At 60.6% G+C, this 19057-nt stretch carries 12 protein-coding genes; 9 read left to right on the top strand and 3 right to left on the bottom strand.

Annotation, left to right across the window (positions count from 1 at the left end; all coding sequences use genetic code 11):
• Positions 1-110: 110 nt before the first annotated feature.
• The 7 genes from ASD60_RS14410 (at position 111) to ASD60_RS14375 (ending at position 11982) form a co-directional block, all read left to right on the top strand.
• Positions 111-761 carry a GNAT family N-acetyltransferase gene (locus tag ASD60_RS14410; RefSeq protein ID WP_056854641.1) on the top strand — a complete coding sequence of 217 codons (651 nt, stop codon included), beginning with the start codon at positions 111-113 and terminating at the stop codon, positions 759-761.
• A 64-nt stretch (positions 762-825) separates the two neighbouring features.
• Entirely contained in the window at positions 826-2553 is a 1728-nt protein-coding gene (locus tag ASD60_RS14405) for an autotransporter assembly complex protein TamA (protein WP_056854640.1), read from the top strand.
• A gap of 11 nt (positions 2554-2564) precedes the next feature.
• Positions 2565-6233 carry a translocation/assembly module TamB domain-containing protein gene (locus ASD60_RS14400; protein WP_056854890.1) on the top strand — a complete coding sequence of 1223 codons (3669 nt, stop codon included), beginning with the start codon at positions 2565-2567 and terminating at the stop codon, positions 6231-6233.
• Between the two features lie 892 nt (positions 6234-7125).
• Positions 7126-7608: a MarR family winged helix-turn-helix transcriptional regulator gene (locus tag ASD60_RS14390; RefSeq protein ID WP_056854638.1), complete on the top strand. Its 483-nt coding sequence runs from the start codon at positions 7126-7128 to the stop codon at positions 7606-7608.
• Positions 7598-9067 carry an efflux transporter outer membrane subunit gene (locus ASD60_RS14385; RefSeq protein WP_056854637.1) on the top strand — a complete coding sequence of 490 codons (1470 nt, stop codon included), beginning with the start codon at positions 7598-7600 and terminating at the stop codon, positions 9065-9067. The genes ASD60_RS14390 and ASD60_RS14385 overlap by 11 nt, the downstream gene beginning before the upstream one ends.
• Before the next feature lie 15 nt (positions 9068-9082).
• A complete protein-coding gene (locus ASD60_RS14380) occupies positions 9083-10285 on the top strand; it encodes an HlyD family secretion protein (RefSeq protein WP_056854636.1) in 1203 nt (400 codons plus the stop codon).
• A 164-nt stretch (positions 10286-10449) separates the two neighbouring features.
• On the top strand, positions 10450-11982 hold the full coding sequence (locus ASD60_RS14375; protein WP_056854635.1) for a DHA2 family efflux MFS transporter permease subunit: 1533 nt from the start codon (positions 10450-10452) through the stop codon (positions 11980-11982).
• A gap of 126 nt (positions 11983-12108) precedes the next feature.
• Here ASD60_RS14375 and lpxH read toward each other — a convergent pair whose 3' ends face one another.
• Positions 12109-12843: a UDP-2,3-diacylglucosamine diphosphatase gene (gene lpxH, locus ASD60_RS14370; protein WP_056854634.1), complete on the bottom strand. Its 735-nt coding sequence runs from the start codon at positions 12841-12843 to the stop codon at positions 12109-12111.
• Positions 12840-13343 carry a peptidylprolyl isomerase gene (locus ASD60_RS14365; protein ID WP_056854633.1) on the bottom strand — a complete coding sequence of 168 codons (504 nt, stop codon included), beginning with the start codon at positions 13341-13343 and terminating at the stop codon, positions 12840-12842. The genes lpxH and ASD60_RS14365 overlap by 4 nt, the downstream gene beginning before the upstream one ends.
• Positions 13344-13594: 251 nt before the next feature.
• On the opposite strand from ASD60_RS14365, the gene ASD60_RS14360 reads away from it, so the two are divergent.
• Both ASD60_RS14360 and cysS read left to right on the top strand, forming a co-directional pair.
• Positions 13595-15292, top strand: coding sequence for a glutamine--tRNA ligase/YqeY domain fusion protein (locus tag ASD60_RS14360; RefSeq protein WP_056854632.1), 1698 nt, complete (start codon positions 13595-13597; stop codon positions 15290-15292).
• 15 nt (positions 15293-15307) lie between these two features.
• The gene (gene cysS, locus ASD60_RS14355; RefSeq protein ID WP_020801184.1) at positions 15308-16690 is read left to right on the top strand and encodes a cysteine--tRNA ligase; all 1383 of its coding nucleotides are present in this window, start codon (positions 15308-15310) and stop codon (positions 16688-16690) included.
• Positions 16691-16980: 290 nt separating this feature from the next.
• Here the strand turns inward: cysS and ASD60_RS14350 are convergent, their stop codons facing one another.
• Positions 16981-18819, bottom strand: a complete 1839-nt coding sequence (locus tag ASD60_RS14350) for a sigma-54-dependent Fis family transcriptional regulator (RefSeq protein ID WP_056854631.1) — start codon at positions 18817-18819, stop codon at positions 16981-16983.
• Positions 18820-19057 lie beyond the last annotated feature (238 nt).

Here is a 19057-nt window from a genome sequence, read left to right as displayed (position 1 = left end):
CCCACAATGAACGAGTCTGGTCTATACCTGTGGGGGAACTGTGTCGTCGCCCAAAGGCTCGTACCAATAAGAGCGCAGCCATCCGAGCTGTGCCGGGGAGAACAACCGTCATGCCCGAAACCGCCACCGCCATCGCCGATATCCACATGCTCGACAGCGGCTATTCCCGCGAAGCGCGATCCCTGTTGTATCAGGCTTACCGGCACGAGCCGACCTTTGGCTACCTGTTCGAGGCCGAGCGCCCCGGTTATGAACAGCGGGTTCGTGCGACCGTACGCGAACTGGTCAAGCAACACTTTCTGCAGGATTTGCCGGCCATCGGCCTGCTGGTCAATGACCGCTTGATCGGTATCGCCCTGATCGCACCGCCCCAGCGACGGCTGGGCATCACCGAGAGTTGGGCCTGGCGCTTGCGCATGGTGCTCAGCACCGGATTCCGTTGCACCCGGCGCTACCTCGAATATCACGATGCCGTGGCAGCGTGTTCACCGTCCGATTCGGTTCACGTCTTGCCGTTGCTGGGGATTCACCCGCAATTCCAGGGCAAACACTTCGGTGAGCAATTGCTGCAAGCAGTGCACAACTGGTGCGCGGTGGATGAAAACTCCCAGGGTGTGATCCTCGACACCGGCAACCCGCGTTATCTGGAGTTCTACAAGCGTCAGGGTTATGAGGAAATTGGCGAGGTGGCCGTTGGGCCGATTCGCGAACATGTGTTTTTTCACGCCAACCCACAGGTGGTGCAGAGCGCAACCGCGTAAGGTCGAACTTTGCGCGACCTCCAGGCTCTATCACGCTCCCAAGCTCGTGATAGCATCCGCGCCTATGAAGTTTCCAGGAAGAATTACCAGTGGCGTGCTGATGCTGATCACCAGCTGCGCGGCGCTGGCGCAAAGTGAATTGGATGTGCGGATCAAACCGTCCAACGATGAACTCAAAGCCAATATAGAGGGCTATATCGGCAGCCTCGGCGATCGTGACGAAGAAGCCTTGTTGCGCTTCAGTCGCGGCGCCGAGGAGCAGGCGCGCAAGGCCGCCCAGGCTTTGGGTTATTACCAGCCGCAGATCGACAGCGACGTGAAGGGCGGCGACAAACCGCGCCTGATACTCAACATCGACCCCGGCGAGCCGGTGCATTTGCGTAATGTGACCATCCGCATAGACGGCCCGGCGGCCTCGCTGAAATCCTTTCGCGTTCCGCAAAACCATGCGCTGCAAACCGGCGCCGTGCTCAATCATGGTCAGTACGACAACGCCAAGCGACTGATCCAGAATCAGGCTTCGCGGTACGGCTTTTTCAGCGGCCATTTCACCCGTTCGAAACTGTCGGTCGACCCGCGTGCCGGCGTGGCCGATATCGAATTGATCTATGACAGCGGCCCGCGCTACTCGCTGGGCAAGGTCAAGTTTGAAGGCGACACGCCGTTCGATGAAGATCTGCTGCAACGCATGGTGCCGTTCAAGGCCGGAACGCCCTACGATTCCGAACTGATCGCCGAGCTTAACCAGGCACTGCAATCGAGCGGCTATTTCGAGGGCGTGCGGGTCGATGCGGCGCCGACAGCGTCCAGGAATGAAGTGATTCCAGTGGACGTCAAACTGGAAACCCGCAAGCCACGCACCATGGGCCTGGGCCTGGGTTATTCCACGGACGTTGGTCCGCGAGTGAAGGCCAACTGGACCCGGCACTGGGTCAACCCACAAGGCCACAGCTACGGTTGGGAAGCAGAAGTTTCGGCGCCTCGGCAAAACGTCGGCTTGTTCTACGACATTCCGCTGGACCCGCCGCTGACCGACAAACTGCGTTTCGCCGGTGGTTACCAGAGCGAAGAAATCGCCGACAAGGACAGCCTCAGCAAGTTGCTGACCGTCGGCCCGGAATGGCACAGCAAGCTGCCCAGTGGTTGGCAACGAGTGGTTTCGCTCAAGTGGCAGCGCGAGGAATACCGGCTCGGTGACGACTCCGGCCTCAGTACCCTGTTGATGCCGGGCGTCAGCTATTCGTACCTCAAAAGCGACAACCGCATCGACCCGCACAACGGCTATCGCCTGCAATTCGAAAGCAAAGTGGCCAAGGAAGGCCTGGGCTCGGACAACAACTTGCTGTACGGCACCGCACTGGTCAAAGGCCTGACCACCGTCTTCGACAAGCACCGCTTGCTCGGTCGGGTGCAAGTCGGTGGCAGCGCCACCAATGGCTATAAGTCGATACCGCCGTCGCTGCGCTTTTTCGCCGGTGGCGACCAGAGTGTGCGGGGTTACGACTACCAGAGCCTGTCCCCGGAAAACAATGAAGGCGACCGCATCGGCGGCCGTTACATGCTCGCCGCCAGCGCCGAGTACCAATATTCCGTCGCTGAAAAATGGCGGGTCGCAACCTTCGTCGATCAGGGTAACTCCTTCAATACACTCGAACTGCCAAACCTCAAGACCGGGGTCGGTATCGGCGTGCGCTGGGTGTCTCCGGTGGGGCCGATTCGCCTCGACCTGGCCCATGCGCTGGACGACGATGGCGGTATCCGATTGCACTTCTCCATGGGGCCTGAGCTGTGAAGCGTGTGTTTGTGAAGCGTGGCTTGAAAGTCACGCTGCTGGCCGTTCTGGCGCTGCTCATGTTGCTGGTTTTGACCCTGGGCACAGTGCTGGGTACGGCGACGGGCAGCCGCTGGGCGCTCGATTTTGTGCCGGGGTTGACCCTGGATAATTTCCACGGGCGCCTGGGCGGACAGTGGAGCGCCGATCGTGTGTCATGGCAGCAAGACACCAGCCGGGTTGAACTGAGTAAAGTCATCTTCGCCTGGTCGCCGCTGTGCCTGACCCGCATGACCTTGTGCATCGATCAACTGCAGGCTGATCAGGTGAGCCTGCAGTTCCCGCCGGGTGAGCAAGAGCAGGGCAGCGGGCCGATCAGCCTTCCGGATCTGAAACTGCCGGTGGCGCTCGAACTGGGAGATATCCAAGTCGGCAGCCTGCTGTTCAACGGCAGTGAGCAACTCAAGGGGTTGCAGCTCGCGGCGCACTGGACCGAAAAGGGCATGCAGATCGACTCGGTGAAAGTGCAGCGTGACGATCTGAGCCTGAACCTCTCGGGGCATCTGCAGCCCGGTGGAAACTGGCCGCTCAACGCCGAAGGCCAGTTGACCCTGTCGACCCCGGCGCCCTGGACATTGGCGTTGAAGATTGATGGCGACCTGCTGAAAACCCTGAACCTGAAAGCCGACAGCAGCGGCTATCTCAACGGGCAGCTGTCCGGCGAGCTGCAACCTCTGGTGGAAAACCTGCCGGCCAAGGTACGCATCACCGCCGATGGCTTCAAACCGAGTGCCGATCTGCCGGACACCTTGCAACTCAACCAACTGGAACTCACCGGCGCGGGTGACCTGAAAAACGGCTATGCGTTGATTGGCCACGCGACGCTGCCCGCCGAACAGGGCCCGGTCGCGCTGGCGCTGCAGGGCAAGGTCGACGCCAACGGCGCGCAGATCGCTGCACTGGACCTGACGGCCAGCGACAAGCAAAGCCTAAAGCTCACAGGGCAACTGGACTGGAGCAAAGGCCTGAGTGCCGAGGCCAAAATCGACTGGCTGGATTTCCCCTGGCACCGCCTCTACCCGCTGATCGACGAGCCGCAAGTCACCCTGCGCAGCTTCAACGGTGAAGTCTCCTATACCGATGGCAAGTATCTCGGCCACTTCAAGGCGGCGCTCGACGGACCGGCCGGTGCGTTCAGCCTGACCAGTCCGTTCGCGGGCGACCTGACGAAAATCTATCTGCAGCAACTGCAACTCACCGCCGGGCAGGGCAAGGCCGAAGGGCACCTGAACCTGCAATTTGCCGATGGCATCGCTTGGGACACTGCGCTGGACCTGTCGGCGATCAACCCGGCGTACTGGGTCGCGGAGTTGCCGGGAACATTGGCCGGGCCGCTGCGCAGCAAAGGCGAGATGAAAGATGAAAAGCTCAGCCTCAGCGCTGACCTCGATCTGAAAGGCAAATTGCGCGGCCAACCGGCGGTGCTGCAAGCCAAGGCTGACGGCGCCGGCGAGCAATGGAACCTCAACGCCCTGCAGATTCGCCTCGGCGACAACAGCATCAATGGCAAAGGCAGTCTGCAACAGAAGCTCAGTGGCCAGATCGATATCAAGCTGCTGCGCCTGGCCCAGTTGTGGCCGCAATTGCGCGGGCAGCTCAATGGCCGGGTCGATGTCGCCGGCACGCTCAAGGCGCCGCAGGGCAAGCTCGGATTACAGGGCTCGCAACTGGCTTTCGAGGACAACCGCCTGCAAAGCCTGAATCTCGATGCAACCCTAGACAGCGCCCAGCGGGCGAAAATCGACCTCAAGGGCAGCGGCATCCAGGCGGGCGATACGTCGCTGGGCACCCTGGTTGCCAGCGGTCAGGGCGATATCAGGAACCAGAAACTGAGCCTCGACTTGCAGGGGCCGAAACTGAAGCTGGCCCTCGGCCTCGACGGTGCGCTGGACAAAGGCAACTGGCGCGGACGCCTGGCCAGTGGCGATATCCAGGCCGGTGGTCAGGACTGGAAGCTGCAAGGTCCGGCGAAACTGGAGCGCCTGGCGGACGGCAAAATCAACTTCGGCGCTCATTGCTGGGCGTCCGGCCCGGCCAGCCTGTGCGGCGAAGACCAGCGTCTGATGCCTGAACCGAAGCTGCGTTATCACCTCAAGCAGTTTCCAATCGAAAGTCTCGCGCAATGGCTGCCCAAAGACTTTGCCTGGCAAGGGCGGCTTAACGCTGACGTGCAACTGGACCTGCCCGCCAGCGGCCCGAATGGCGAGATCAGCATCGATGCCAGTGGCGGCAACCTGCGTGTGCGCGAGAAAGACCAATGGCTGGACTTCCCTTACCAGACCCTCAAGCTCACCAGCAAACTCACACCCAAACGCATCGACACCGACCTCAATTTCGTCGGCGGCAAGCTCGGTGAATTGATGGTGCAGGCTCAGATCAATCCGTTGCCGAAGAACAAGCCGCTGACCGGTTCGTTCCGCTTGAGTGGCCTGGACTTGTCGGTGGCGCGTCCCTTCGTGCCGATGGTCGAGAAACTGACCGGGCGCCTCAATGGCAGCGGCACGATTTCCGGGGGGCTGCTGACACCGCTGGTCAATGGCAGCTTGTTGCTCAGCGACGGCGAGGTGTCCGGCCCCGAGTTGCCGCTGGAAATTCAAGCCTTGCGGTTGCAGGCGGTGATCGCCGGTGAAACCGTTCAGCTCGACGGCGGCTGGAAAAGTGGCAAGACCGGGCAGGGCAGTCTGAACGGCAACATCGCCTGGGGGCAGGCGCTGGAAGTGGATCTGGCGCTCAAGGGTTCGCGATTGCCGGTCAGCATCGAACCTTACGCCAAGGTCGAAGTGGCGCCGGATCTGACCATCTCGATGAAGGGGGACGAACTGGCCATCGCCGGTAAAGTGCAGGTGCCCAAGGGCGACATCACCATTCGCGAATTGCCGCCGTCGACGGTCAAGGTTTCCGATGACACGGTGATCGTCGGTCAACAGACGGAAGAGGGCAAACCGCCGCTGGCGATGAAAATGGACATCGATGTGGTGGTCGGTGAAGAAAAACTCAGTTTTTCCGGGTTCGGCCTGACCGCGAATGTTCAGGGGCACGTGCACATCGGCGACAACATGGACACCCGTGGCGAGCTATGGCTCAACGACGGCCGCTACCGCGCCTACGGCCAGCGCCTGTCGGTGCGTCGGGCGCGGCTGTTGTTTGCCGGTCCGATCGACCAGCCGTATCTGGATGTCGAAGCGATTCGCCAGACTGACGACGTGATCGCTGGCATTCGCTTGAGCGGCAGCGCTGAACAGCCGACCACTCAGATTTTTTCCGAGCCGGCCATGAGCCAGGAGCAGGCGCTTTCCTATCTGGTGCTGGGGCGTCCGCTGAGTACCAACGGTGAAGACAACAACATGCTTGCCCAGGCGGCGCTTGGTCTGGGTCTGATGGGCAGTTCGGGCGTCACTGGCAGTCTGGCGAAGAATCTGGGTATCGAGGATTTCCAGCTCGATACTCAGGGCAGCGGTAACGCCACCAGCGTTGTGGCCAGCGGGAATCTTTCGGAGAAGCTCAGTTTGCGCTATGGGGTTGGGGTGTTTGAGCCGGCTAATACCATTGCCTTGCGTTACAAGCTGAGCAAGAAGGTTTATCTGGAAGCGGCGGGTGGGGTGGCGAGTTCGCTGGATATCTTTTATAAGCGGGATTTTTAGACTAGGCGGCCTAGTAGCCGACCTGGTTCTTGGTTGGTTGAGTACATATCCGTTTCTTCGGTAACGGCTGCTGGCGGTTTCGCCCTTACGGCGAGTCCCTTTTTCAAACGCCAAAAAGGAACCAAAAGGCTCGCCCCTTACGTACGGCCCCTCGCTAGGGCTCGGGGTACCTTCGTTCCGGCATTCATCCGGGGGCATCGCCTCCGGTCTGCTTCGCGACGACCTCCTCTCGATGTGTGCGGCTGCGCCGCACGGCGCTACGCGCCCACCCCCGGATAAACGCCTCCACTCAGCCTGCCGAGGGGGCGGGTGGATCAAGATCAAAAGCGGCAGGCGAGCTAACGCTCGGCCTGTTGAGTGGTGAGAAGCAACGGTGGTTGTATGGCGTTTTGCTTTTGCTTTTGCTCTCCTGTGGGAGCTGGCTTGTCGGGTCGCCGCATCGCAGCGATGGCGGCCTGCCAGCCAACCAATTTCTGCCAGATGTCCTCTGTCCCTGTGGGAGCTGGCTTGCCAGCGATGACGGCCTGCCAGCCAACCACTTTCTATCAGATGCCCTCTGTCCCTGTGGGAGCTGGCTTGCCAGCGATGACGGCCTGCCAGCCAACCACTTTCTATCAGATGCCCCCCATCCCATTGTAGGAGCGAGCCTGCTCGCGAAAAACGTCCAGACACCGCAATCATCCAGACAGGGCTCCTTGTTGTTGACGATCATCGCCAGCAGGGCTGGCCGGCATTGGGTTTGGGCACCTCGAATTGACTGGTCGAAACAGCCAAAACTCTCCACCACTTGTCAATAATTTACAAAGCAACCTAACTATTACGTTGACATTCACTGTCTAGGCAGTAACATCTCGACATACATTCACTGCCTAGGCAGCTAATCGGTGTTCAGATGAAACATTTCGCGCCAGACGACTTTCACAACTGCCATCTCGGTCTCCTGCTGGGGCGTGCCGCATTGCTCAAGGACCGGATCATTGACACGCACATGGAACCTCACGGCATCACCGCCGCGCAGTTCAAGGTGCTGATCATCATGGCCCAGTACGGTGTCGATTCACCGGGTGAGTTGTGTCGGCACCTGTCGCTGGACAGCGGCTCGATGACTCGCATGCTCGATCGTCTGGAACAGAAAGGCTTCCTCACGCGCCAACGCTCCGAGGCGGATCGCCGGCAAGTGCAGTTGGTGCTGACGGAACAAGGCCAGGCCTTGGCGAATCGTCTGCCGAACATCGGTGCCGAGGCCATGAACGAACTGGCGGGCGCCATCAGCCCGGAAGAACTGAAAACCCTGGAACTGATCCTGAAGAAAATTCTGCTGGCAGCCGGTGACTCAATCACCGTGCTGCGCTTGGGTGGTAACAATGAACAGTAAAACCCTGCGCACCGGCCTGAGTCTGGTGCTGTTTGCCATGAGCCTGGCCGGTTGCGCCAGCTACAGCGGGCTGCACACCGAAGGCGTCAGCCTCGAGGCAAAAAACCTCAAGGCCGGGCAATCCCTCAGCGGCGTGACGCTATCGCCCGCAGCCTGGCCGAAAAGCGATTGGTGGAAGAGCCTGGGTGATCCGCAACTCGATGGCCTGATCCGCGAAGCACTGCGCGACAGCCCCGACATGCAGATCGCCGACGCCCGCACCCATCAGGCCAGCGCCGCCGCCTACGCCGCCGATGCCGCACGCATGCCGACCCTCGATGCCAGCGCCGGTGTCAGCCGTTCGCGCCTGGCGCGGGATCAGGACCCGCTGGGGCAGGGTGGCAACTATTCCACCGTGCGTAACATCGCTGCCAGTTTCAATTACAACTTCGATCTCTGGGGTGGTCAGCGCGACGCCTGGGAAGCCGCGCTGGGCCAGGCTCGCGCCGCTGAAATCGACCAGCAGGCGGCGCAACTGACCTTGTCCGCCGATGTTGCGCGTGCCTATAGCGATCTGGGGCAGGCACACATCGTCTACGACCTGTCCGCCGAAGACCTCAAGCGCACTCGGCAAATGCTCGACCTGAGCCAGCGCCGCCTGAGCTCCGGGATCGACAGCCAGTATCAGTTCCAGCAGACCGAAAGCCTGGAAGCGACCTCCGAAGCCAATCTGATCGACGCCGAAAAACGCCTGCAATCCGCCAAGATCGCCTTGGCGGTGTTGCTGGGCAAAGGTCCTGACCGCGGCAATGAAATCGCCCGGCCGAACATTCTCAAGCCGGGTGCCGTGGCGTTGCCGTCGGTGCTGCCGGCCGAGTTGCTGGGTCGCCGCCCTGACCTGGTGGCCGCGCGCTGGCGGGTCGAGGCGGCGAGCAAAAACATCGACGCCGGCAAGACGCAGTTCTATCCGAACCTGAACCTCAGCGCTGCGGCCGGTGCCGAATCGTTGTTGGGCGATGCAATGTTCGGTTCGGCCAGCCGTTTCTTCAATGTGGCGCCGACCATTTCCGTACCGATTTTCGACGGTGGCCGGTTGCGTGCCGACCTCGACTCCCGCGACGCCGACTACGACCTGGCGGTGGCGCAGTACAACAAAAACCTGGTGAAAGCGCTGGGGGATGTCAGTGACAGCATCAACCAGTTGCGCGATGTCGGCCGGCAGATTGCCGCCCAGCAACACGCCACCGACATCGCCCAGGATTCCTACAACACCGTGGTCCAGCGTTACGGTTCCGGCATCGGTAACTACCTGGACGTGCTCAGCATCGAGCAGCAACTGCTCCAGGCCCAGCGGCAGCTGGCCAACCTGAATGCCGAGCAGATCGATCTGTCGATCCAACTGATACAGGCGCTGGGTGGCGGGTTTCAGCCTGAGGCCATTGCCTCGGCCAACACTGCTCCAGCCACGCTGACTCACTAATTCAAGGTACTTGTCATGGCCACTGCCGATACAACTCAATCCCCGCAAACCACCCCGGCCAATCCCAACGCGGGCAAGCGCAAGTTCCTGTTGCTGGTGCTTGCCATGGTCGTCGTGCTCGGCGGTGCGGGCGTCTGGGCTTACCACGAATTCTTCGGGCGCTGGAGTGAAAGCACCGATGATGCCTATGTGAATGGCAACGTGGTGGAAATCACTCCGCTGGTCACCGGCACCGTCGTGAGCATCGGTGCCGATGACGGCGATCTGGTCCAGGAAGGTCAGGTGCTGGTGAATTTCGACCCCAACGACGCCGAAGTCGGGTTGCAAAGTGCCCAGGCCAATCTGGCGCGCACGGTGCGTCAGGTGCGCGGCTTGTACAGCGACGTCGACGGCATGAAAGCGCAGGTCAACGCCCAGCAAGCCGAAGTGCAGAAAGCCCAGGACAACTTCAACCGCCGGAAAAACCTCGCCGTCGGCGGGGCGATTTCCCAGGAAGAACTGTCCCACGCTCGTGACGACCTGACCTCTGCGCAAAACGCCTTGGCCAACGCGCAGCAGAAGCTCAAGACCACCAGTGCTCTGGTCGATGACACCGTGGTGTCCTCGCACCCGGACGTGATGGCCGCTGCCGCACAGTTGCGTCAGGCTTACCTGAACAATGCCCGCAGCACGTTGATCGCGCCGGTGACCGGTTACGTGGCCAAACGCACCGTGCAGCTGGGCCAGCGGGTGCAGCCGGGTGAAGCGCTGATGGCGGTTATCCCCCTGAATCAGTTGTGGATCGACGCCAATTTCAAGGAAACCCAGCTGCGTGACATGCGCATCGGTCAGCCCGTGGAAATCGAAACCGACCTCTACGGCAGTGACGTGAAATACAGCGGCACCATCGACAGCCTCGGCGCCGGTACCGGTAGCGCGTTTGCCTTGCTGCCCGCGCAGAATGCCACGGGTAACTGGATCAAGATCGTGCAACGGGTGCCGGTACGGATTCACGTCAACGCCGAAGAACTGGCCAAACACCCCTTGCGGGTCGGCCTGTCGACTGTGGTGGATGTGGACTTGCACGACCAGAGCGGCCCGGTGCTGGCGCAACAGCCCCCGCAAAAAGCTTCGTTCAGCACTGGCATTTATGACCGTCAACTGGCCGAAGCCGACGCCATGATCACGCAGCTGATCCACGACAACAGCGCCGCGGTCAGCAAGACCGCCCACCGCTGAGATCACACTTCTCAGGTGCGGGCCTTTGTGGCGAGGGAGCTTGCTCCCGCTCGGCTGCGAAGCAGTCGTAAAGCTTTTAGGGCCGCTTCGCGCCCCGGCGGGAGCAAGCTTCCTCGCCACAAAGGCCCGCTCCAAAGCGTCAATCAGGTGTCAAAGGATTCGCAATGAGCAATAACGCGTCTTTCACCCCGCCCAGTCTGCTGCTCAGCACCATCGGCCTGTCGCTGGCGACCTTCATGCAAGTGCTCGACACCACTATCGCCAACGTGGCGTTGCCGACGATTTCCGGCAACCTCGGGGTGAGTGCGGAGCAGGGCACCTGGGTGATCACTTCGTTTGCGGTGAGCAACGCCATCGCCCTGCCGCTGACCGGTTGGCTGAGCCGCCGTTTTGGTGAAGTGAAGCTGTTCGTCTGGGCCACGCTGCTGTTCGTGATCGCGTCGTTTCTGTGCGGGATCTCGACGTCCATGCCGGAACTTGTAGGGTTCCGGGTCCTGCAAGGGGTGGTCGCGGGGCCGTTGTATCCGATGACCCAAACGCTGCTGATTGCGGTCTATCCCCCGGCAAAACGGGGGATGGCCCTGGCGCTTTTGGCGATGGTCACGGTGGTGGCACCGATTGCCGGGCCGATCCTCGGCGGCTGGATCACCGACAGTTACAGCTGGCCGTGGATCTTCTTCATCAACGTGCCGATCGGCCTGTTCGCCGCGTGGGTGGTGACCCAACAGATGAAGAAGCGTCCGGTGGTCACCAGCCGCCAGCCGATGGATTACGTCGGCCTGATCGCCTTGATCATTGGCGTCGGTGCCTTGCAGATTGTGTTGGATAAAGGCAACGACGCCGACTGGTTCGAATCGAGCTTCATCGTCATCGGTTCGGTGATTTCGGTGGTTGCTCTGGCATTTTTCGTGATCTGGGAAATGACCGACGAGCACCCGGTGGTCAACCTGCGGCTGTTCGCTCACCGCAACTTCCGCTACGGCACCATCGTGTTGATTCTGGGGTATGCCGGGTTCTTCGGGATCAACCTGATCCTGCCGCAATGGTTGCAGACGCGACTGGGCTACACCGCAACCTGGGCCGGTTTTGCCGTGGCGCCGTTGGGCATCTTGCCGGTGCTGCTGTCACCTTTTGTCGGTAAATACGCGCCGAGGTTCGATATGCGCTTGCTGGCAGGGCTGGCGTTCCTGGCCATCGGCCTGAGCTGTTTCATGCGCGCCGGGTTCACCAACGAAGTGGATTTCCAGCACATCGCCATGGTGCAGCTGTTCATGGGCATTGGCGTGGCGCTGTTCTTCATGCCGACCCTGACCATCCTGCTCTCGGACCTGCCGCCGCAGCAGATTGCCGATGGCTCCGGGCTGGCAACGTTCTTGCGCACGCTGGGCGGCAGTTTTGCGGCATCGTTGACCACCTGGATCTGGATTCGCCGGGCGGACCAGCACCATGCGTATCTGACCGAAAGCATCACCCAGTTCGACCCGGTAACCCGCGAGACGCTGACGCAGCTGGGCGGGGCAGGGGCCAAGGCCTACACGCAGCTGGATCAGATGGTGATCAGCCAGGCGTACATCATGTCCACGGTGGATTACTTCACCCTGCTGGGCTGGATGTTCATGGGGCTGATACTCATCGTGTGGCTGGCCAAGCCGCCGTTTACCGCCAAGGCCGGGCCTGCGGCGTCTGCCGGGCATTGAGTCAAACACGAAACAGATCGTTCCCACGCTCTGCGTGGGAACGCCTCTACGGACGCTCCGCGTTCGGCTTTTGATCGGGGACGCGGAGCGTCCCGGGCTGCATTCCCACGCAGAGCGTGGGAACGATCATTGCGCTGGCGGGGTGAAATCAAACGGCGCCAATGCAAAGCCTTGCTCATCGACCTGCAACGCCCAACCCTGACGATCCCAATCCCCCAGCACAATGCGCCGTGCCGCCTGGTCGCCCAGTTGCAGCTTGTGGATGGCGGGCCGGTGGGTATGGCCGTGGATCAGCGTTTTCACGCCGTACTGCTGCATGATCCGCGGAATCTCCAGGGGCGTGACATCGACGATGTCATTGGCCTTCATTCGGGTTTGTGCGCGGCTTTCACTGCGCAGCTTGCGCGCCAGCTTATGCCGGGTGCTCAAGGGCAGATGACGCAGGATGAACAGGGTGATCGGGTTGCGCAGGTAGCGACGCAGCTTCATGTAGGCTTCGTCGCGGGTGCAGAGGCTGTCACCGTGCATCAACAGCACCGGCTCGCCGTTGAACTGCACGACGCTCGGGTCCTTCAGCAAGGTGCAGCCAGCCTGTTTGCAAAAGGCCTGGCCCAGCATGAAGTCGCGATTGCCGTGCATCAGAAAAATCGCCGTGCCGCTGTCGCTCAATTCGCGCAGGGCCTGGCATATGGAACGCTGGAAAGGGCTCATGGCGTCGTCGCCAATCCACGCCTCGAAAAAGTCGCCCAGGATGTACAGCGCACTCGCCGAGCGGGCGCGTCCGGCGAGCAAATCCAGAAACGCCCGGGTAATGTCCGGGCGCTCCTCTTCCAGATGCAAGTCTGAAATCAGCAATATCACTCAATGATCTCGGCTTTCTCGATGATCACGTCGTCTGCTGGTACGTCCTGATGGCCGGCCTTGGAAGTGGTGGCCACGCCTTTGATCTTGTCGACGACGTCGGTGCCGGCGGTCACTTTGCCGAATACCGCGTAACCCCAGCCCTGAACGTTCTTGCCGCTGTGGTTGAGGAAGCTGTTGTCAGCCACGTTGATGAAGAACTGCGCGGAAGCCGAATGCGGCTCCATGGTACGGGCCATGGCGACGGTGTACTTGTCGTTGGAAAGACCGTTGTCAGCTTCGTTCTGGATGCTTGGACGCTTGTCTTTCTTTTCTTTCATGCCTGGCTCGAAACCGCCGCCCTGGATCATGAAGTTACCGATGACACGGTGGAAAACGGTGTTTTCGTAGTGACCGGCTTTGACGTACTCGATGAAGTTGGCAACGGTGATCGGTGCCTTCTCAGCGTTCAGTTCCAGGACGATGTCGCCATGGTTGGTGGTCAGTTTGACTTGGGTCATGATTACTACTCTTTCAAGGAATTCGTGGATTTTGGGACTTCAACGTCCCGTCACCGGTTCAGCCTTTTGCGGCCGAGACGCGCAGTTTAGCGTGACAGACGCGAATTTCGAGGCTGTTTTTCATTTACGGTTCATTAAATGCGACCGTTTGCAGGTGCGCTCTGTCAGGTGCTTGACGGCATCGGCTATGATAGCGGCTTTGTTTTGTCCGGCCTTCATTACGGCCACGCACTTGTACGTTCAAGGATCCTATGAGCAAGCCCACTGTCGACCCTACCTCGAATGCCAAGACCGGCCCAGCCGTGCCGGTCAACTTCCTGCGGCCGATCATCCAGGCAGACCTGGACTCGGGCAAGCACACGCAGATCGTCACCCGTTTCCCGCCTGAGCCCAACGGCTACCTGCACATCGGTCACGCCAAGTCGATCTGCGTGAACTTCGGCCTGGCCCAGGAGTTCGGCGGCGTCACGCACCTGCGTTTCGACGACACCAACCCGGCCAAGGAAGACCAGGAATACATCGACGCAATCGAAAGCGACGTCAAATGGCTGGGTTTCGAATGGTCCGGCGAAGTGCGCTACGCCTCGCAGTATTTCGACCAGTTGCACGACTGGGCGGTGGAACTGATCAAGTCCGGCAAGGCCTATGTCGACGACCTGACCCCTGAGCAAGCCAAGGAATACCGTGGCAGCCTGACCGAGCCGGGCAAGAACAGCCCGTTCCGCGACCGCAGCGTCGAAGAGAACCTGGACCTGTTCGCCCGCATGAAGGCCGGCGAATTCCCGGACGGCGCACGTGTGCTGCGGGCCAAGATCGACATGGCGTCGCCGAACATGAACCTGCGTGATCCAATCATGTATCGCATCCGTCACGCGCACCACCACCAGACCGGTGACAAGTGGTGCATCTACCCGAACTACGACTTCACCCACGGTCAGTCGGACGCCATCGAAGGCATCACCCATTCGATCTGCACCCTGGAGTTCGAAAGCCACCGTCCGCTGTACGAGTGGTTCCTCGAAAACCTGCCGGTACCGGCCAACCCGCGCCAGTACGAGTTCAGCCGCCTGAACCTGAACTACACCATCACCAGCAAGCGCAAGCTCAAGCAACTGGTCGATGAAAAGCACGTCAATGGCTGGGACGACCCGCGCATGTCCACGCTGTCGGGCTTCCGCCGCCGTGGTTACACGCCGAAATCGATCCGCAACTTCTGCGAAATGATCGGCACCAACCGTTCCGACGGCGTGGTCGACTTCGGCATGCTCGAGTTCAGCATCCGTGACGACCTCGACCAGAGCGCGCCGCGTGCCATGTGCGTGTTGCGTCCGCTGAAAGTCGTGATCACCAATTACCCGGAAGGCCAGGTCGAGAACCTCGAACTGCCGCGTCATCCGAAGGAAGACATGGGCGTGCGCGCCTTGCCGTTCGCCCGCGAAATCTACATCGACCGCGAAGACTTCATGGAAGAGCCGCCGAAGGGCTACAAGCGCCTGGAACCGGCTGGTGAAGTGCGTCTGCGTGGCAGCTACGTGATACGCGCCGACGAAGCGATCAAGGACGCCGACGGCAACATCGTCGAGCTGCGTTGCTCGTACGACCCGGACACCCTGGGCAAGAACCCGGAAGGCCGCAAGGTCAAAGGCGTGATCCACTGGGTGCCGGCCGCTGCCAGCGTCGAGTGCGAAGTGCGTCTGTACGATCGTCTGTTCCGTTCTCCGAACCCGGAGAAGGCCGAAGACAGCGCCAGTTTCCTGGACAACATCAACCCTGATTCGCTGCAGGTACTCACCGGTTGTCGTGCTGAACCCTCGCTGGGCAACGCACAGCCGGAAGACCGTTTCCAGTTCGAGCGCGAAGGCTACTTCGTCGCGGACATCAAGGACTCGAAACCAGGTCAGCCGGTATTCAACCGTACCGTGACCCTGCGTGATTCGTGGGGCCAGTGATTCAAGGAAGTTAACGTGCTAACGATTTACAACACGCTCACCAAGAGCAAAGAAGTCTTCAAGCCGCTCGATGGCAACAAGGTGCGCATGTACGTGTGCGGCATGACCGTGTACGACTACTGCCACCTCGGCCACGGCCGCAGCATGGTCGCGTTCGACCTGGTGACCCGCTGGCTGCGGTTCAGCGGTTACGACCTGACCTACGTGCGCAACATCACCGACATCGACGACAAGATCATCAACCGGGCCAACGAGAACGGCGAGTCGTTCGAAGCCTTGACCGAGCGCATGATCGCGGCGATGCACGAAGATGAAGCGCGCCTGAACATCAAGAAGCCGGACATGGAACCGCGCGCCACGGATCACATCCCGGGCATGCACGCGATGATCCAGACCCTGATCGACAAGGGTTACGCCTACGCCCCGGGCAATGGCGACGTGTACTACCGCGTCGGCAAATTCATGGGCTATGGCAAGCTGTCGCGCAAGAAGATCGAAGACCTGCGTATCGGCGCCCGCATCGAAGTCGACGAGTCCAAGCAGGACCCGCTGGACTTCGTGCTGTGGAAGGCCGCCAAGCCGGGCGAGCCGAGCTGGGAATCGCCGTGGGGCGCCGGGCGTCCGGGCTGGCACATCGAATGCTCGGTGATGTCGACCTGCTGCCTCGGTGAGACGTTCGACATTCATGGTGGCGGCAGCGACCTCGAGTTCCCGCACCACGAAAACGAAATCGCCCAGAGTGAAGCGGCCACCGGCAAGACCTACGCCAACGCGTGGATGCATTGCGGCATGATTCGCATCAATGGCGAGAAGATGTCCAAGTCCTTGAACAACTTCTTCACCATCCGCGACGTGCTCGACAAGTACCACCCGGAAGTCGTGCGTTACCTGCTGGTGTCGAGCCATTACCGCAGCGCCATCAACTATTCGGAAGACAACCTCAAGGACGCCAAAGGCGCTCTGGAGCGTTTCTACCATGCGTTGAAAGGCCTGCCGAGCGTAGCCCCGGCCGGCGGCGAAGCTTTCGTCGAGCGTTTCACTCAGGTGATGAACGACGACTTCGGCACGCCGGAAGCTTGTGCAGTGCTGTTCGAGATGGTTCGCGAGATCAACCGTCTGCGCGAGAGCGATCTCAATGCCGCGGCCGGTCTGGCAGCCCGTTTGAAAGAACTGGCCAGCGTGTTGGGCGTGTTGCAGCTTGAGGCTGATGACTTCCTGCAGGCCGGCGCCGAAGGGCGAGTGGACGCAGCCGAAGTCGAAGCGTTGATCGCTGCGCGTCTGGCGGCACGTGCCGGCAAGGACTGGGCCGAATCGGACCGCATCCGCGACCAGCTCACCGCCATGGGCGTGGTGCTGGAAGACGGCAAGGGCGGCACGACCTGGCGTCTGGCTGACTGATGGCTTGATCCGCTTCAAAACGAAACCCGCCTTGTGCGGGTTTTTGTTTTTTGGTGCTGTTCGCGAATTCGGCGCTGACAGGGCGGGCCCCATCGCTGGCAAGCCAGCTCCCACAGTGTCCGTATCGTATACAAAATCGTCGCAGCCCACAGAACCTGTGGGAGCTGGCTTTTTGATCGTTCCCACGCTCCGCGTGGGAATGCATCCAGGGACGCTCCGCGTCCCATTTAGAGCCGAACGCGGAGCGTCCGTTCAGGCATTCCCACGCGGAGCGTGGGAACGATCCCTTGTCACTCAGTCTGGCGCAGTCTTTTGTAAAGGGTGTTGCGGCTAACCCCCAGCCTGCGCGCCAGATAGGAAATATTGCCCCCGGCCGCCTGCAATTGCCGGTTCAAATCTTCGACGTCATTCAGATCCACGGCCAGCGGCTCGGGTGTCTCCACCGGCTCCATCTCCAGATCGACGAAAAAATCATCCGGCAAATGCTCTGGCCGCACCGGCTGTTCCTCGGCCATGGCCAGCGCCACCTGCATTACGCTGCTGACCTGACGTAAGTTTCCCGGCCACGGATGGCGCCCGAACAACTCCAGTACCTCGCGACTCAGGCCGGCCCACTGGCTCGGTTCGCGGTGCTGTTCCCACAAACGCTTGAACAGTGCCTCTTTATCACTGCGCTCTCTCAAGGGCGGCAGCTCTAAAGTCAGGCCGCCGATGCGGTAGTACAAGTCCTCACGGAAACGCCCCAACTGCACCTGCTCGCGCAATGAGCGGTTGGTCGCGGAAATGATGCGGATGTCCACCGGGAACAACTCACTGCTGCCCACCGGTTGCACGCAGCGCTCCTGCAGCACTCGCAGCAGGCGGGCCTGGGTCGGTAGCGGCATGTCGCCGATTTCGTCGAGGAACAGTGTGCCTTTATTCGCCTTGCGGATCAGGCCGATACTGCCTTTCTGGTTGGCACCGGTAAACGCGCCTTTCTCGTAACCGAACAGCTCTGATTCGACCAGTTCAGCGGGGATGGCCGCACAGTTCACCGCAATGAACGCCTGTTTGCTGCGCGAGCTGGCCTGATGCAAAGCCTTGACGAACACTTCCTTGCCAACGCCGGTTTCACCGTGGATCAACAGTGGAATGTCTTTTTCCAGCAAGCGCTCGGCCTGGCGCACAGCTTTTTCTACACGGCTGTCGCCGAAGTGCAGGGTGTTGAGGCTGATAACGGCCGGTGTGGGTACAGTCACAGCCGGTTCGGCGAATACTCGCGGTTGAATCGCAACCTGTTTCGGTCTTTTCAGCAAACACTGGAAACGGTTGCGCCCGGAAGCCTGCAGCGAGAAGGGCAGCCCTTCGGGTTGATTCAGCAGTTCCAGCAGCGAAACCTTGAACAGGCTTTCGACACTGACCCGCGACAGGCGCACGCCCAGCAAATTATCGGCGCGGCGGTTGGCCGAGAGTACTTGGCCGCTCTCATCGAAAATCAGCAAGCCGGCCCATTGGCTGTCGAGGTTGTTCAGGCCGGTGTTGAAGGTCAATTGGAAATGCTGGCCATGGAACAGGTTGAGGATCAGCCGGTTTTCCACGGTCTGGCTCATCATCTTGACCATGCCCAGGGTGTGGGACGGTGGCAGGTAGCTGTCGCTGGACACGTCGAGCACCGCGATGATCTTGCGCTCGGCATCGAAAATCGGCGCGGCGGAACCGGTCATGAAGCGGTTGGCCTTGAGAAAGTGTTCGTCGTGTTCGATGTGTACCGCCTGCTCGCAGACCAGCGCCGTGCCGATAGCGTTGGTGCCGCTGCAGCGCTCCATCCAGCTGGCGCCAGCGCTGAAGCCTCGGGTCAGGCCAGGTTCGATAAAACGCTGGGTGCCCCAGGTCGTCAGCACCTGGCCCTGATTGTCGGCGAGCATGATCAGGCAGTTGGAGTTGCTGAGAATGTTTTCGTAGTACGGCAGCACTTCCTGGTGGGTGGTTTGCACCAATGAATGCTGGCTCTCGAGCAATTGCTTGATGCTCTGCGCCGGAAGTTGATCGAAGGCCGGAGCGCTCTGGTGATCAAGGCCAAACGCACGGCACCGGGACCAGGAATCCTGGATGATGGTGTCGTGGGACAGCGGCGAGGCAGGTGCGGCCATGGCAGTTGATCTCTGAACAGGCTTTTATTGTTTTTATGGGTGTTGCGTTGACATTCAAACACTACAAACCTGTAGGAGCACGGCTTGCCGGCGATGGCGATTTCGAGGGCGCCATCGCCGGCAAGCCGTGCTCCTACAGAGGGAAAAAGCATCCATAGAGTGTTGTTCACTATTGTTCACTGTCAATGGGTGAACTGTTCAATTGTTCATTTGTGATTGTTCATTTGTGTTCAGCAAC

This window comes from Pseudomonas sp. Root562 (genome assembly GCF_001427125.1).
Taxonomy (GTDB): domain Bacteria; phylum Pseudomonadota; class Gammaproteobacteria; order Pseudomonadales; family Pseudomonadaceae; genus Aquipseudomonas.
This window is presented reverse-complemented; position numbering and strand designations above follow the sequence as displayed.

Coding starts and splice junctions, on each gene's coding strand:
- ASD60_RS14405 (WP_056854640.1), top strand. CDS start 826: ATGAAGTTTCCAGGAAGAATTACCAGTGGCGTGCTGATGCTGATCACC.
- ASD60_RS14380 (WP_056854636.1), top strand. CDS start 9,083: ATGGCCACTGCCGATACAACTCAATCCCCGCAAACCACCCCGGCCAAT.
- ASD60_RS14390 (WP_056854638.1), top strand. CDS start 7,126: ATGAAACATTTCGCGCCAGACGACTTTCACAACTGCCATCTCGGTCTC.
- ASD60_RS14385 (WP_056854637.1), top strand. CDS start 7,598: ATGAACAGTAAAACCCTGCGCACCGGCCTGAGTCTGGTGCTGTTTGCC.
- ASD60_RS14360 (WP_056854632.1), top strand. CDS start 13,595: ATGAGCAAGCCCACTGTCGACCCTACCTCGAATGCCAAGACCGGCCCA.
- ASD60_RS14365 (WP_056854633.1), bottom strand. CDS start 13,343: ATGACCCAAGTCAAACTGACCACCAACCATGGCGACATCGTCCTGGAA.
- ASD60_RS14410 (WP_056854641.1), top strand. CDS start 111: ATGCCCGAAACCGCCACCGCCATCGCCGATATCCACATGCTCGACAGC.
- ASD60_RS14350 (WP_056854631.1), bottom strand. CDS start 18,819: ATGGCCGCACCTGCCTCGCCGCTGTCCCACGACACCATCATCCAGGAT.
- ASD60_RS14375 (WP_056854635.1), top strand. CDS start 10,450: ATGAGCAATAACGCGTCTTTCACCCCGCCCAGTCTGCTGCTCAGCACC.